Here is a 13,573-nt window from a genome sequence, read left to right as displayed (position 1 = left end):
TTTTAAGCCGCATCCGAATAAGCGTAGGTTCTTCCCCCTATGCGTTCCGTGCCTAGCTTTAGACCGATGAATGCAGGAAGCTAAGCTTCCCGATTAAGCTCCGCACAATGCTTCATCCTGAACATGTGTACGGAGCGAAGTTCCCTAACGAGTTTTCCATTTTGGAGGTAAATCATGGTTTACACCAACCTTTCCATAAATCCCCTTCATTTTATCATAAATGCCCTTCATTTTCACGCCCTTCTCAAATCTCTATGCGGATATCTCACAAGGAGGCTTCCGGTACGTGGACAACGACATTTCCTTCCATCCACGACTCCGGCGGCATCGTTAGCGTTGTCTTGGATCCCAACAAATTCAAAATCACCTCGCGATCGTCAAACGGAATCCGTTGTCCCTTTGCGATCAAGTGAGTCTCATGACCTCTACCCGCAACAACAACGCAGTCTCCGGTACGAGCAAGTTCAAGGGCCTGCGAAATGGCTTCCCGCCGGTCCACAACCGCCGTATAACCGCTACTCGGGATGGGTCCCCCCTCCAGCCCCTCCAACATGTCGCGAAGGATCGAGTCGGGGTCTTCCGATCGGGTATTATCCGACGTAAAGATCGCGAAATCCGCGTAAGATGCTGCTACCCGGGCCATGATCGGGCGTTTCATCCGGTCCTTGTCTCCTTCGCACCCGCATACACAGTATAATTTGCCATGCGTCAGCGTTTTGGCGGTTTGCAGTACATTCTCCAATCCGTCCGGATTATGGGCGTAATCCAGGATGATGGTAAAATCTTGTCCGGCGTAGATCGGTTCGAATCGTCCCGTCACCCCTTCAAACGCTTCCAGACTCCGTTTTACCTGCTGAAGCGGAATTCCCTCCGACAAGCTTACCGAGATGGCCGCTAGAGCGTTATACACGTTAAATATTCCTAGCAGCTTCAAATTCAGATGGGTCCTTCCTTGGAAGGTATCCACCTGGAGTGACGTTCCCTCCGGCTTCATCTGGATTTCGCTCGCACGAATGTCCGCTCTGTTCTTGACGCCATACGTAATGACCTGAGCGGCTGTTTTGCGGGCATAAAGGGGAGAAACCGGATCATCCGCATTCAAAATCGCGATCTTCGGCTCATCTCCGTAGGCGCTGCCCAGCTGCGAGAACAGCAGTGATTTCGTATCGCTGTACCGTTCCATCGATTCGTGATAATCCAAATGGTCATGTGTGACATTGGTCAAAACCGCCGTGCGGAATTGGCACCCCCTGACCCTGCCCATATCAAGTGCGTGGGAAGACACCTCAACCACCGCATACTCCGCGCCATGTTCCAACATCGTGCGGAAATTCCGCTGCAGCACATGGGACTCAGGTGTGGTGTTTACGGTCTGTTCCCTGTAGTTCCCGATTCGCATATACAACGTACCAATCAGTCCGGTTCGTTTATCATTTTCATTAAATATATGCTCGACTAAATGGGTTGTCGTCGTTTTTCCGTTTGTGCCTGTAATCCCGATTAACTTCAACCGGCTTGTCGGCCGACCATAGAATACATCCGCCAGAATGGCCAATGCCCGCCGCGCATCCGGAACCTGCACGGTCGTAATGTGGGAAGGGATCTCTGACAGCTTCCTCTCAGTGATCAGGGCGATTGCGCCGGCATTAACCGCCTGAACCGCAAATTGGTGTCCATCGTAGACGGTACCTGGCAAGCATACGAACAAACACCCTTGCATCACCCGCCGCGAATCGATTTCGATTCCGCTGATGTCCAGTTCAACCTTCCCCTGCACCTCTTTGATGAATAATGGATTCAATAGAAGGTTCAGCTTCACTTATTCCCCTGCTTTCCTAGGTCCTGAACGCCTTTGTGGTTACATGTTGCCCGCCGAAAATCCGGTTTATTCCCCATATTTCGACTTCATCACCAAGATCCTACTTGCTTATTGCAAACTCTAAATCAAAAAAGCAGGCCCCTTACGGGCCTGCTTTTATCATGAGGAAGCGGTAGGTTCCTGGGCTGCCGGTTTGCCAGCCTCTAGCAGCGGTTGGTTACGTCCGAGAAAGATCGATAGGAACAGGATTAGAAGTCCTGTACCGATTAACAGCCATTCGATCGCGACCGCATCGGCGATTGGGCCGAAGATCAACATCCCTATCGGCATCATGGAAGTGGAGATCATACTGAATACGCCAAAGATTCTGCCCATATAGTTTTCATCGACTTTCTCCTGAATCATTGTCATCGTTGGGGTATTAAAAGCCGGCATCGCCACGCCGAACAAAGCCATAAACGCCAAGTAGACCCAGAAGACAGGAACAATGCCTAGCAAGAAGGTGCACAAGCCCATGAGAACGGTAGCTAAGGTCATGGTGTGGACTTTGTTCCGAAAGCCTCCCCATGCCGCGATCAGCCCCCCTCCAGCCATCATCCCCACGGAGAAGGCGATTTCGATCGCCGTGAGCCGCCAAACCTCATCGCCAAAGCTCCGAGTAACCTGAAGCGGGGTTAAAAAGGCGGCTGGGGCCATCAGAATAAAAAAGATTGCCATAAACTTAAAGAAGGATTTCAGATAAGCTTGTCGACCTATGTAAGCCAGTCCCTCTTTAAGATCGTTGAAGTAACTGGTCGGCGGTTGATCGGAGGCTTTGGGATGAGACGGTATTCGAAAATAAAGAAGCAACGTCAGTATCGCAATCGCCGCCGTAACCACATCGATGAAGAAGATCGCTTCGATTGTCGCTACGGTAAGGAGCGCGGCACTAACGATCGGGGACACAAACATAATTACCGCCTGGATGCTTCCGTTGAACCCGTTCACCTTGGTCAACCGGTCAGTAGGTACGATCTGCGGCAAAATCGCCCCAACTGCCGGTGTCTGCACGCCCGAACCAAGCGCCCGGATTGCAGCGATCGCGAACAACAACCATGCCTCTTTGTAGCCCATCAAGAACAGGATTGCCATCACCAGCGTGGACATTGCAATCATGCCATCCGCCAGCATGATCAACACCTTCCGGTTGTAGCGATCTGCCCAGACGCCCGCCACAGGAGATAATAGAAACGTCGGGATGAAACCGCATAGAATGTATAGGGTCATCATGATCCCTGATTTGGTATTTAACGTGATGTACCACATGATTGCATACTGCACGAGCGAAGAACCAAACAACGAAATGGTTTGACTGCTCAAGAAGAGAACAATATTCCTTCTCCACGATTCCTTTGGTACGGATTGATTTGACCTGTCTGCGTTATTCACGGCCATCCCCTTCCAACTTCATGTATTTAGGTATTATTATACTTTAATCGAACCCGATTCCCCAAACAATGGAAATGTTGACTATAAAAAAAATAACCCCGTTAGCCGGGGTTACGCAGAAGATCATTACATTTTGACGTTTTCTTCCTTGGCCATGGAGCGAATGTAAAATGCCCCAAGTACCGAACAAAGCAGGAAAGTGAAAAAAGCCATCGCCGCCGCTTGCTCGCGTTCCTGGAAGACGCTGAACACCTGCTGCATCGAGACCCCCAGCATTTGCGGGGAGTTGGCGCCCAGCAGGAACGGAGCCGTAAACGAGCCGATCACTCCCATGAATACAAAGGTGAGGGCAACCAGGAACGTTTTATACGACAGAGGGAAAATAAACCGCGCAAACAGCCTGAACCTCCCTGCCCCCACATCTTTGGCGCTTTCGATGACCGACGAAGGAATCCCGGCCAACGCGGAGCTGAGCAGCATCGTTGTAAACGGAATGTTGAACCAGAGATTCGCGATAATGATCCCTTTCTCATCGAAAATGATACGCGGCAGCGTGACTCCGATATGCTCTAACAGGCGTGCCAGCCACCCGTGGTTGCCGAGAAGATTGATTAATCCGTAGGTGGCGATGACCCCCGGGATGAATAAAGGGATCATATAGGTTTTCCGGATCAACTCGACGATCGGTCCTTGATTGAAGCGCATGTATACCGCCAAGCTATAGCTGATCAGTAGCACCAACGCGCAGGTGATTACGGTTATCCGAAGCGTAAATAGGATGTTCGCCCGCATCCCCTTATCGGTAAACAAAACGTGGTATCGGCTCAGGTCATATCCACCCGTCTCGTTGGTGAGGCTTAACATCAGGGATTGAAGGATCGGAATAATGACGACGACCAATAAAATCGCGAAGGAGGGGAGGACCATCGCCAACCCCGCCAACGCTTGTTTCCACTCCTTACTCATTGCGCAGCAACGTCGCTCTGCCAGCGTTTGTTGATTTCTGTACCTAAATCCCCGATGTTAAAGGTGCGGAAGCCTTCGGCAACGCCCTTGAATTTCTCTTGGGTTTCTTGCGGCATATTGGCCAGTTCGATGCCCGGGAACCCGTTCATTTTCTCAACGATGACCGCTTGGGCTTCCGGCGAAAGGACGAAGTTCAGGAACTGATATATCGCCTCTTGCTTATCCGATTCCCCGTTCACCATCAGATAAGTTGGACCGCCGTTAAAGCCAGGTGTGATTTGTTGCATTTTGACCGTATCGGGAAGCAGCCCTTCATTCAGCTGTTGCAGTACCATATCCGACCACGCCGGAATCAGTGAAACCTCGCCGTTCATCAGCAGATCCAGCGTGCCCTGGTTTTTCTTGGGGTAAATGCCGTCGCCGTAAACATATTTGCCAAGTTCCTTCAGCGTTTGGAACCCAGGATCCCATTTATCCATTACCGATGGATCGGAATTGTGAATATCCTCTTCGGGAAGATCCTTGTAGATCACCGTCTGCACGAACGAACTCCCCGAACCGCCGGTGGACGGGTCATTATAAGCGAATTGCCCCGGGTTGGCTTTGATCCAGGCCAGCAGCTCGTCCAATGTTTTCGGCGGATTCGTAACTTTCGTACTGTCATAAGCTAAGACAACGGCGGAAGAGCGATAAGGAATTGCGTAATTGTCCACGTCCTTCATCGTGTCCGCATTGACATTGGTCAAGTTAGGGATCGCATTCGTCTCTAATTGCTTCCATACCCCATCTTTCGTGCCCTGGGCTACGACGCCGATACCATCCTCGTATAAATCGATATCGCCCGAGCCTTTGCCGGCTTGCTTCGCGGCCAGAATGCGGTCGTAAGTTGGTTCTGCGCCAGTTCCGGACGGAATGTAAACCAGGTTCACATCTACCTGATCGTTTTGCTCCTCAAACATCGGAACGAGCGTATCCCATAGATCTTTGACGTTCTGCGAACCCGTAAAATAGAAGTTAAACTTGACGGGCGCGCTGGCCGCAGCCGGAGCCGTGGTTGATTCACTTGGCGATGATGCATTCGACGCCGCTCCATTTGCACCGCCACCGCCACATGCGGAGAGTAGCGTCATTGATAATAACGCAGTAGATAATAGGGTTAACCATGGTTTTTTGGATCGCATTTTCGTTTATCCTCCCTTAGTTGGGTTCGCCTGTCGGAAACCCAATCAATTTAACGATCTGTACGCCAACTTCTTTCCCGATGGACAGATGCTGCGTGGCTTCCTTGGACTGAAACGTCCGCAGAATCCCCCATCCAGCCAGTTCAACGGTGACCTCAGCGTAATGCCCGAGGACCATCACCTGCTTAATCTTCCCTTCCAACAACTCGCCCTTCTCCGTCGATTCACTTAAGACTACGTCCTCCGGTCGGATTGCCGCGGTGATTTTACCGCTGAGCCGCTTCTCGTTCGGAAAGCGAAGCGCGCCGATCCGGATGCTCCCTTCATCCGCCACCCCCTCCAAAAAGTTCATTTTGCCGATAAAACCGGCTACATATAAAGACTCGGGCGCATCATAAATCTGTTGTGGACCGGCAATCTGTTCAATGCGCCCGTGATTCATAACAACGATCCGGTCAGAGAGCGACAAAGCCTCTTCCTGATCATGCGTAACGAATACCATCGTGAGTCCGGTTTGCATCTGGATTTCGCGAAGCTCCTCGCGCATTTCATGACGCAGCTTCGCGTCCAGCGCCGAGAAAGGCTCGTCCAGCAACAGCACGGCCGGCTTGAGCAGCAGGGACCGGGCCAAGGCGACGCGTTGTTGCTGGCCGCCCGATAATTCGGCCGGATACTTCTTCTCGTACCCCGAGAGACGGACCAGCTTGAGCGCATCGGCGACCGCTGCGCGAATTTCCGCTTTGGGTACTTTGCGAATCTTCAGGCCGAAAGCTAGGTTATCGTAAATGGACATATGCGACCATAAGTTGTAGCTTTGGAAAACCATCGAGGTCGGACGGTTTTCGGGCGGCAGCCCGATGACACTTTGACCTTCAATCCGAATGTCGCCCGAATCTGGCTCGAGAAAACCGCCAATGCTGCGCAGCACCGTCGTTTTGCCGCATCCCGAGGGACCTAACAATGTCACCAACTCGCCTTGTTCCACCGTTAAATTGATATCGCTGACCCCGTCTCCTGTCTTGTAGCGTTTCGTCAAATTACGTACCGCTAATATCATGTTAGTTACTGCCCCTTTCTCCCATGGTCGGCTTATTTCGTTTGGAATCCGCTTGCCAGCACATCGGCGCTGACCAACCGCTGCGCGGCAAGCAGCAAGAGGATCGTTGGCAAGGTCAGGATGATGGAGAATACCGCACCCGCGCTGCTCGGAAAGTCCGAGATAATGGAATACATGACGATGGGCATCGTCTTGAAATCGGGAATACCGACGAGAAACGTCCCTTGTGCTTCATCCAACGAATTCAGAAACGTAAAGACCGAAGCGACCATAATCCCGGGCATCGCCATCGGCAGCGTGATGCTGCGGAACACCCGGAACGGACTGGCTCCGACATCCCGTGCCGATTCCTCCTGGGCCCGATGCACATTGCGGAAGGATGCCGTCGGGATCCAGGTCATAAACATCAGCACGTTGATCATGTGAATCAAGACAACCCCCAGCAAGGTGTTCATTAAACCGATCCGGTAGAACAATACCGCAATCGAGACATACAGTCCCATCTTCGGGAACGCATGCGTCAGCAGGAACGAGAACAGGAACATTCGCTTTAGCGGAAACTGAATTCTTGCAAATGCGTAAGCTGCGGGTATGCAGATGACGATCGATAAGGCCGTCACGATGGCCGCGATGAAGAACGACAACGAGATCGATGAGACGATATCATCCTTAGCCAGGACGAAGTTCCACCACTTGAAGCCCCAGGCTTCCGGCAGCACGTCCGGGTAGTTCCATTTCTCACTGAACGCGAGCACCAGCAAATTCAAAAGCGGCCCGGCAAAAAATATCGCAAAAACCGTTAGCAGCACAAATTCGATGATTCTCTTTGCCCCGACTTTTTTCCAGTACCAAAGCAATAAACTCACTCCTTTCCTTCTGTTGATTGGCGGATGACGACATGGCTGTTGTATTCCACCAGTTTCGGCAAATCCGTTACGCCTCGGATCAGCTTGTCGAGCAGCTCCACGGCGTCCCTTCCGATGCCTGTTGCATCTACGCTGACCGTGGACAGGGACGGCGAATACATACTGCCGAGCTCGATGTCGTCATAACCCATCACCGCCACCTCCTGCGGAATGCAGACCCCGCGATCCAGCAACAGCTTCATCGCCCCCAGCGCCAGCATGTCGTTAGTCGTAAACAAGGCGGTATAACCTTGATCTATGAAAACCTGATAGTGCTCTTCCATTAGCTTGATTCCGTAAGCAAAGTTGGACTCCGGAGATGGAACAATCTTCACGGCACTCGATTGCGTGGAGATACCGAGTTGTTCCAGGCGGCGGGTGAACCCCGCCAAGCGCAGCGAATGGCTGCGATGCTCGATCGGACCGGCAATAACGAAAAATTTTCGATGGCCCTGCCCGTGCAAATAATCGGCCGCTCGGCTTCCCCCGGTTTCATCATTGCTGACCAAATGGATGACTTCGGGGTCATCGGTCGAGCCGTTGACCATTAGATAAGGAAGATTGAATTTTTTGACATAATCAATCACGTTCTTCTGAAGTCGGCTGACCAGAATCAATCCGTCTACCCGCTGTTCCAGCAAAAAATCCGTAGAACGTAAGCTCATTTCCCGATCCGTTTTCAAGAAGACAGAATACCCCCGAGCTTCGGATGCCACAAGGATTTCATCAATTATCTTGCCGTAAAGCGGATGGGAGACAATGGGCGGCTGCTCTCGAAACACGATTACGCCAAGGTTGTTCGTTCGTTTGGTTACCATGGCTCGCGCAACGGCATTCGGCTTGTAACGGAGTGTTTCCGCTGCTTGCAGGACGCGTTCCTTCACCTCAGGGCTGGCATACCCATTGCCGGAAATGACTCGGGAAGCCGTGGATTTGGACACCCCGGCCAACTGAGCTAACTCCCGAAGGCCATGGTTCGGCTTATTCGTCAACGTACGATCTCCCTTCTTTGTTTAACGTTTCAGCTTTCACCGCTAGAAGCGCAGCAACGTCACGGGTCGTGATCGAATCCACACCCATGCCGGCCATTCGCCGCATTTCTGATGGATCCGAAACGGTCCAAACAAATACGGCTAGACCTGCTCGTTTCGCTGCATCCATGAACTCAGGCCGAATCAATTGATACGGGACATTTAGACCGAAACATCTGGCCGCACGTCCCTCATCACAAGCTCGATCAACGGCTTCGGCATAAGGACTTGTCAGGAAACTGTCGATGTTCACGTTCAGCAGCTTTCGGAATTGCCGTGCGCTGCGATCGGCCTCTAGTGCGACGGGGTACTCGCATCCGCTAAAGAAAGCTTGATCGGCCATCTCCATTCTGGTCAGCATCTCTGCTAAAGGTTCTAGACAAGCAGCGGATTTGATGTCAAGGTTCATTGTTTTGCCGGTTTCCTTAATCCACCGAAGAACCGAGGCTAGCGGAAGCCGATCTTCGACCGTTTGTTCATCCAACTCCGCCAACGTCATGTCCGATAACCTTCCGGTGCGCCCCTCCGCCAATGCCACTTCGTCATCATGTGCCAAGACAAGTCCTCCGTCGCGAGTAACTCGTATGTCATCCTCGTAAACGTCTGCCCCGATGGCCAGCGCTGCACGCAAGGAGGCGAGGGAGTGATCAGGATGTCCCATGCAGCCGGTATGGGCCGTTACTAACGGAAATTGCTTCATGCCATGAAGTACCTCCTTAATCGAAATAAACCGGGTTGGTAAAAGCGATGATTGCAAGAGCCCCTTGCACGATGCCCCAAAGCTCAGCCCGCAGCCATTTTCGGGGCCCGGGTGAAAGCGGCAAACCGGATAGACAAACCGGCTCATTCGCGTTGTTTTTGCTCCACGTGACCTCTATATCCAATTCCTGCCCCTGGTCGGAGCAGAGAATTAGCTTGAAGGTTTGATCGGATAAGAACCATAATCCCGACCTCACCGTAAAATCGATGGTTACACTAGCTTGCAACTCCCGCTGATCCTCCGTTTGCAAAGGAGAGACCACGGAGCCTAACTCGAACTTATGGCCATCGGCAAATATCGCAAGGCTCAGCAGAGGCCCGACCGTGACGGTAGCTCTCCCCTCCCGCAGGGAGTTAACCAGCAGTTCCTCCGTCGGCTGCTCGCCGTCCGGAATACCAAGATACGTGACTGACAGAGGCTCTTCTGTTTTCATCTGCGCATGCCAATCTCGACCCGAAGTCGCGGAGATCCGAAATCCCTCATTCAGCTTGTCGGTCCAAAGGGCAAAAGCTCGTCGGTTATTGGTGCGGATGGAAGCGAACGTGCCGGACCAGACTTCGATATAATCGACGACGGACCAATCCTTCAGCTCATATTCCCAATAACATCCCGTACTTGCCGGACTCCCGATCCGGAACGGATGGGCCAACCCCGCAATGCCGCCAAGGTGATGCACTGCCTGAATGCCGTCTACGATCTGGCTTGGGTCCGCACTTCGCCAATCCGCGTATTCGCTTAACCCTAGCGTGACCATATGCCCATAAAACGTTGTCCACTCCATGCCGGGCAGGATTAGAAGCCCGTATTGGCTAGCGATGGAATCCTTCCCCGCGAGCCCTGACATCGTGTTATGGTCCGTTAGGGCGATCGCGTCGAAGCCCAGTTCAACTGCCCCCACCGCCAGCTCTTCCAGCGTTTGGACGCCATCGCTGTGCTGCGTATGCGTATGCAGCTCGCAAGCTATCCATCTCACCTCCACTTCAACTCCTTTCCGCCCAAATTTGTAATCGATATTCGCACGAATCCGTCACGATACAATGAATGCTCAACGTGACTTGCCAATCACCGGCAAGCAGCCGGCCTGGCATCAGCCCCGGTGAAGCGTGGTCTACGGCGAGTTCTAGTTCTAACGTCGGGTCATGGCGATGACAGGCTCCTCGATAACCGATCGGATCATCTAACGAGAGTGTGATCAGATTTTTCAACGGAAGGTAACTGTCCGCTTGGGTTAACGCCGGCTCTCTTTGTTCCGGCAGTAGGTAAGAATCGAAACTTTGCATGAGCAGCATCAACGATCGGTCACGATCTTCCAGCACTTTCGGAGCATACTCAAAGCGTAGTTGCAGCAGTTTGCAGTCTTGATCTATTTGAAACGGAATGCGGACATGCGTTTTGGAATTTTCCGGTGTAAAGCGTCCTTTCCTATCCAGAACCGGCAAGTGCAAAATGATTCACCGTCCTCTTCTTGAATTACTGCTTAGGGACTTGTTCCCGACTGGGAACGGTCCCATATATCTCTCATGGTACTGGGCAAACATCAAGGCGGTATCATCCGCATGTTAATCTTCTGTAAAGGCGATGAGGGAAGGATACATCCTCGCATAAAATGGAAAGTTCAGGATAATCTATGGGAACAGGATGACAGGAAGGGATGCGCCTTGAGACTTGGACAAGGTATCCATAGTAAGGGAGAAGAAGTCCAATGAACAAAGAGATTCGCTTTGCCCATCAGGTAAAAAAACAACTGTCCGATTTAGAGCCGATACCAGAAACCACGCTATCCTCGAGCCTTGATCAAAATGCAATGACCCTTAGCCAAATTTTTGCGTCATGCACCGATCTAGTGATGAGGAATTTCTTTATTTTTGATTCCAAGCCCTGTTTGGCCGTATATCTCGACGTACTTGTTGACAGGAAGCTATTGGAGCATGGCTTGCTTTCTCCCCTCATGGACCTGGACATCAAGGAATCCGAATCTAACGAACAGGTAATCGATCGCATGAAATACCGTTTGCCTTCGATCGTCTTGCCGGAAATTGTAAATAAGCTGAATGAGGCTGTTCAGCGGATCGTCAAAGGCGAAGTGGTGATCTTCATCGAGTCCATGAAACAGGCAATGAGCTTTAATATCAACGATGAACTAAAGCGTCCGTTGGAAGAGCCAAGTACAGAAGCGGTAGTCCGCGGTCCACGAATCGGTTTTATTGAGAAATTGAACGTGAATATGAGCCTGATACGACACAGCATACATAGTCCGTATTTGAAGATGGAGAAGGTTGTCATCGGAGCAACCACCCATACCGAATTGGCTATCCTCTATATCGAGGGGATCGCTCCGCAGTCCGTCATTCAAGAGGCTAAACAGCGACTGAATCAGATTGAGATGGATAGCATTCTTAGTTCCGGTTACATTGAGGAGTTGATCCGGGACCACCCGAAATCGCCTTTTCCCGTCATTCAAGCAAGTCAAAGACCGGATGCCGTATCAGCCGCCTTGATCCAAGGGAAGGTAGCGATTCTCGTAGACGGCACGCCTTTCGCTCTCATCCTCCCCGTCACTTTCTGGTTCGCGTTTCAAACCGTGGAGGATTACTATATCAACTTTCTGTTTGCCTCGATGCTGCGAATGCTAAGGTTTTTATTTGCTTTCCTGGCATTAGCTTTGCCGTCCCTCTTCGTAGCGGTCACGACCTTTCATTCGGAAATGATTCCGACGGCTTTGACGTTAAGCCTTGCGTCCGCTCGGGAAATCATCCCGTTTCCGGCGCTCCTGGAGACCTTCATGATGGAGGTGACTTTCGAGGCGCTCCGCGAGGCTGGCGTGCGCCTACCGCGTCCCGTTGGCCAAACGATCAGCATTGTGGGCGCACTTGTCATCGGACAGGCAGCGGTCCAAGCAGGTATTATATCTGCTCCGCTGATCATCGTGGTTTCTTTGACGGGAATCGCATCCTTCCTCATCCCGCAAACGGAGATGAGCCAAGCGATCAGCTTGCTTCGGTTTCCTCTCCTGATTTGCGCAGGCACTTTCGGATTGTACGGGGTTAGCGTCGGACTCATTGCCATCCTCATTCATTTGACGAACTTGCGTTCCTTCGGAGTCTCCTATCTGTCCCCCGTCTCCCCGTTTCAACTGTCCGGGTTGTCCGACGTTTTCGTGAGAGCCCCATGGCAGCAGATGAAGAAACGCCAGAAGAACATGAAGCAAGAACTGGAGTGAAAGAAATGATGAAGCGCGGAAGAATCGTTGGGAGAATGCTGATGATGGGGATATATCTCTGCTTACTTGCGGGGTGCTGGGATCGCAAAGAGTTGGATGAGCTTGCTTTTGTTATGGCTACCGGATTTGATCGCATGGAGAACGGAGAGCTTGAATCCACCATGCAGATCGCTCTCCCTAGCAAAATATCAAGCTCCGGGCAGACCGGAGGCGGAACGGACTCTCCATCCTTCATGAACGTCTCGGCAACGGCACATGAAGCCATTGATACGTTAAACAAGGGACAAAAACAATTATCCCGAAAGATCAACCTGGGACATCGCAGAGTATTGATCATTGGTGAAAGCCTCGGACGCGATGGGATAGACCAAATCATAGACGCCTTGCTTCGTTCTCCCGAAAGCCGATTCAACAGTTATATTGCCACGTCATACGGCGCGTCGGCCAAAGAGATCTTGAGCACTTCTTATCAAATGGAGAAAATACCCGCCATCGGCATGAATAATCTCATGGAAAGCGGCTTTAACATCTCTGTAAAGACGGACGAGTTTATCCATAATCTCTCGACTTACGGGCAATCGCCGGTTACTCCTGCCATTCGTCTCGATAAAAACTCATCCGATCAACCCACCTTCGTCTTCGACAAAGTTGCGATGTATCGCGACAACAAACTGGTGGGATTTCTATCCGGGCAGCAGCAAAAGGCGTTTCAGTTGTTTAGGAAAAATACCCGTGATCTGACGTGGATCGTGCAGTTTGCTCCTCCGAAAAACGCTTTTCACGGCACGGTCAATATGCGTGTGACGAAGGTAAGCACGGACATCCGGACTCGACTGACCGAGGGTGATCCAGCCATAACGATCACTTGCAAGATCGTCGGCAAAATCAACTCCAACGATACGGAAATGGATCTTAGCAAACCAGATGTACTAGTTAGGTTAGAAAGGAAATATGAGGAAGATATCCAGGCATCGATGGAGAGGCTAATTTCGCACACGCAGCAGGAGGACATTCGAGCGGATATTTTAGGGTTTGGGGATCAAATTCATATCGAGCACCCTTACGTCTGGAAAGAACTCAAAACGAAATGGGATACCTTATACCCGGCGGTTCCAGTAAAGGTAAATATCCATGTGCGTATCGAGCGGATCGGCAGAACAAAAGGTCCCGCGCAGCTCAAGAAGTCGTGATCACGTTAAATCGAGG

12 protein-coding genes are annotated in these 13,573 nt (G+C 51.5%); 2 read left to right on the top strand and 10 right to left on the bottom strand.

Features of this window, described 5'->3' with window-relative positions; genetic code table 11:
• Positions 1-265: 265 nt before the first annotated feature.
• The 10 genes from KJS42_RS11915 to KJS42_RS11870 form a co-directional block, all read right to left on the bottom strand.
• Positions 266-1,819 carry a UDP-N-acetylmuramoyl-L-alanyl-D-glutamate--2,6-diaminopimelate ligase gene (locus KJS42_RS11915; protein ID WP_213622957.1) on the bottom strand — a complete coding sequence of 518 codons (1,554 nt, stop codon included), beginning with the start codon at positions 1,817-1,819 and terminating at the stop codon, positions 266-268.
• 159 nt (positions 1,820-1,978) lie between these two features.
• Entirely contained in the window at positions 1,979-3,253 is a 1,275-nt protein-coding gene (locus KJS42_RS11910) for an MFS transporter (RefSeq protein WP_213622956.1), read from the bottom strand.
• Between the two features lie 120 nt (positions 3,254-3,373).
• Positions 3,374-4,213 carry an ABC transporter permease gene (locus KJS42_RS11905; RefSeq protein WP_193416143.1) on the bottom strand — a complete coding sequence of 280 codons (840 nt, stop codon included), beginning with the start codon at positions 4,211-4,213 and terminating at the stop codon, positions 3,374-3,376.
• Positions 4,210-5,394 (bottom strand): extracellular solute-binding protein, encoded by a 1,185-nt coding sequence (locus KJS42_RS11900; protein WP_213622955.1) that lies wholly within the window; start codon positions 5,392-5,394, stop codon positions 4,210-4,212. Before KJS42_RS11900 ends, KJS42_RS11905 begins: the two co-directional genes overlap by 4 nt.
• A gap of 16 nt (positions 5,395-5,410) precedes the next feature.
• Positions 5,411-6,451 carry an ABC transporter ATP-binding protein gene (locus tag KJS42_RS11895; RefSeq protein ID WP_213622954.1) on the bottom strand — a complete coding sequence of 347 codons (1,041 nt, stop codon included), beginning with the start codon at positions 6,449-6,451 and terminating at the stop codon, positions 5,411-5,413.
• A 32-nt stretch (positions 6,452-6,483) separates the two neighbouring features.
• Entirely contained in the window at positions 6,484-7,308 is an 825-nt protein-coding gene (locus KJS42_RS11890) for an ABC transporter permease (protein ID WP_155607939.1), read from the bottom strand.
• A gap of 5 nt (positions 7,309-7,313) precedes the next feature.
• Positions 7,314-8,348 carry a LacI family DNA-binding transcriptional regulator gene (locus KJS42_RS11885; protein WP_213622953.1) on the bottom strand — a complete coding sequence of 345 codons (1,035 nt, stop codon included), beginning with the start codon at positions 8,346-8,348 and terminating at the stop codon, positions 7,314-7,316.
• Entirely contained in the window at positions 8,338-9,087 is a 750-nt protein-coding gene (locus KJS42_RS11880; protein ID WP_213622952.1) for a glycerophosphodiester phosphodiesterase, read from the bottom strand. The genes KJS42_RS11885 and KJS42_RS11880 overlap by 11 nt, the downstream gene beginning before the upstream one ends.
• Positions 9,088-9,103: 16 nt before the next feature.
• Positions 9,104-10,120 carry a CehA/McbA family metallohydrolase gene (locus KJS42_RS11875; protein ID WP_213622951.1) on the bottom strand — a complete coding sequence of 339 codons (1,017 nt, stop codon included), beginning with the start codon at positions 10,118-10,120 and terminating at the stop codon, positions 9,104-9,106.
• Between the two features lie 7 nt (positions 10,121-10,127).
• Positions 10,128-10,592: a hypothetical protein gene (locus KJS42_RS11870; RefSeq protein WP_239483889.1), complete on the bottom strand. Its 465-nt coding sequence runs from the start codon at positions 10,590-10,592 to the stop codon at positions 10,128-10,130.
• Between the two features lie 257 nt (positions 10,593-10,849).
• Between KJS42_RS11870 and KJS42_RS11865 the strand changes: the two genes are divergently transcribed.
• Positions 10,850-12,367 carry a spore germination protein gene (locus KJS42_RS11865; RefSeq protein WP_213622950.1) on the top strand — a complete coding sequence of 506 codons (1,518 nt, stop codon included), beginning with the start codon at positions 10,850-10,852 and terminating at the stop codon, positions 12,365-12,367.
• Positions 12,316-13,557 carry a Ger(x)C family spore germination protein gene (locus tag KJS42_RS11860; protein WP_244868452.1) on the top strand — a complete coding sequence of 414 codons (1,242 nt, stop codon included), beginning with the start codon at positions 12,316-12,318 and terminating at the stop codon, positions 13,555-13,557. Before KJS42_RS11865 ends, KJS42_RS11860 begins: the two co-directional genes overlap by 52 nt.
• Positions 13,558-13,573 lie beyond the last annotated feature (16 nt).

It is taken from the genome of Paenibacillus sp. J53TS2, assembly GCF_018403305.1.
GTDB lineage: Bacteria > Bacillota > Bacilli > Paenibacillales > Paenibacillaceae > Fontibacillus > Fontibacillus rhizolycopersici.
Note: the sequence above shows the minus strand (reverse complement) of the source record. Positions and strands in the feature narration are given on the sequence as shown.

Bases quoted from the DNA above. Each gene is read 5' to 3' on its own strand.
- KJS42_RS11910 (WP_213622956.1), bottom strand. From the start codon at position 3,253: ATGGCCGTGAATAACGCAGACAGGTCAAATCAATCCGTACCAAAGGAA.
- KJS42_RS11905 (WP_193416143.1), bottom strand. From the start codon at position 4,213: ATGAGTAAGGAGTGGAAACAAGCGTTGGCGGGGTTGGCGATGGTCCTC.
- KJS42_RS11900 (WP_213622955.1), bottom strand. From the start codon at position 5,394: ATGCGATCCAAAAAACCATGGTTAACCCTATTATCTACTGCGTTATTA.
- KJS42_RS11895 (WP_213622954.1), bottom strand. From the start codon at position 6,451: ATGATATTAGCGGTACGTAATTTGACGAAACGCTACAAGACAGGAGAC.
- KJS42_RS11880 (WP_213622952.1), bottom strand. From the start codon at position 9,087: ATGAAGCAATTTCCGTTAGTAACGGCCCATACCGGCTGCATGGGACAT.
- KJS42_RS11865 (WP_213622950.1), top strand. From the start codon at position 10,850: ATGAACAAAGAGATTCGCTTTGCCCATCAGGTAAAAAAACAACTGTCC.
- KJS42_RS11860 (WP_244868452.1), top strand. From the start codon at position 12,316: ATGGCAGCAGATGAAGAAACGCCAGAAGAACATGAAGCAAGAACTGGA.